The 1,638-nt window shown below is 32.7% G+C and carries 2 protein-coding genes; both read left to right on the forward strand.

Annotated features, from left to right (window positions below; genetic code table 11):
• The first annotated feature begins 69 nt into the window (after positions 1-69).
• On the forward strand, positions 70-423 hold the full coding sequence (locus tag DXA05_RS26055) for a type II toxin-antitoxin system MqsR family toxin (protein WP_115484493.1): 354 nt from the start codon (positions 70-72) through the stop codon (positions 421-423).
• 5 nt (positions 424-428) lie between these two features.
• On the forward strand, positions 429-1,424 hold the full coding sequence (locus tag DXA05_RS26060) for a type II toxin-antitoxin system antitoxin SocA domain-containing protein (protein WP_004327161.1): 996 nt from the start codon (positions 429-431) through the stop codon (positions 1,422-1,424).
• Positions 1,425-1,638: the final 214 nt, after the last annotated feature.

Here is a 1,638-nt window from a genome sequence, read left to right on the forward strand (position 1 = left end):
CTTTAAAGTTGAATGTTTGTTGTGTAGTATACTACATTATTCATATCTTTGCATAAAGATATTTTAGATATGGATATAGAAACAGTCGATAAATTCTTGAAAGAATTTAAAGATAAGGCTAGGGTTTTCGGGATTATCTTTCGCATAGATAGAAAGAAGAATATGCAAGCTTTGCTTGATTTGGAGATTTCGGCAATTATGCGTGAAAAGATAATAATGTCTTTGACAGTTGAGGACTATTATAAAGGTCCTACGGAAGATAAGTTGAATTATATGGGAGAACTTTGGGAGTTTGGCAAGTCCGTAGATAAAAAGGAGGTTTATATCAAAATAAGTAAAGGTACTGGAGCAAATTCTCCAATCTGTGTCTCCTTTCATTTGGCAGAGAGAAAAATAGAACATCCTTTCAAAAATAAAAAGTAGAAGTTATGAAAAGTCCGTTTACAGGTGGTGACGCTGCATTGTGTCATGAGAAGCAATCATTTGAATTTCGAAAAGACAATTTTGAGATAGTATATCATTTTTATAGATGTAAGGATACAAATGAAGAGTTTACTACAACTGAACTTGATCAACTGAATATGAATCAAGTTTATAATTTGTATCGTCAGAAATATGCGATACCATTTCCGGATGAAATAAAAAGAGTCCGGGAATTATATGGTATATCTGCACTTCGAATGTCTAAACTTTTAGGTTTTGGCGATAACCAATATAGAAAATACGAAGAAGGAGAGATGCCTAGTGTGTCTAATGGGAAAATGATTTCAGCTTTGAAAGATCCTCATTTCTTTTTGGAAATTCTGAAACTTGCTCAAAATCAGTTTCCCAATGATGAGATACTTAAAATTGAAAAAAGGGTAAAGGAACTGTTATTAAATAATTCCTGTTTTGAGAATAAAATAAATGAATTTATATTTCACAACCATTTGTCTTTACGTTCAAGTATGAATGGGTATGCTTCTGTCATTCCCGAGAAGGTTAAGCAGATTATTGTCTTTTTTGCATCTGCATTACAAGGAGTTTTTGAAACAAAGCTAAATAAATTATTATTTTATTCGGATTTTCTTTCCTATAAGAAATATGGTAAAGGTATTAGCGGGTTACAATACCAAGCTATAAGTTATGGACCTGTTCCTGTGCGTTATAGTACTATATATGAGAACTTGGACGGATTAAAAAAGGAAATCATAAATTTGGGAAATGGTTATTCTGGAAGTATGATTACAACTGTTGAGCAATTTGAACAGTCTTTATTTACAGTTGAAGAATTAGAGGTTTTACAATGTGTATTAGTTCATTTTGAGAAGAGTAAGGCTAATGAAATTTCAGAAATGAGTCATGCTGAAGAAGCGTGGCGCCAAAATGAAAAACAGCATAGCTTGATTGATTATAGTTATGCGTTTGATTTGAGACAGTTGTAATGTAAGCCCCCTTCTAGTTCTGTATAAACAGAGAATCGCTATAAACGTAACCATACTATTTTCCGCCACGCCAATTTTATCGGCTGTCTTTCAGCCGATAAAATAAAAAATGCCCGTAAGAAAATATTTTTGTTTTAACATTCCGGTTTATAGAAACATGGCAGAAGAGCCTTCTTGTCGCAGTCCTTACCATGAAGAATACATTCAAACAAGT

Origin of the sequence: Bacteroides sp. AM54-2NS (assembly GCF_003602935.1) — a bacterium.
GTDB classification, from domain to species: Bacteria; Bacteroidota; Bacteroidia; order Bacteroidales; family Bacteroidaceae; genus Bacteroides; species Bacteroides xylanisolvens.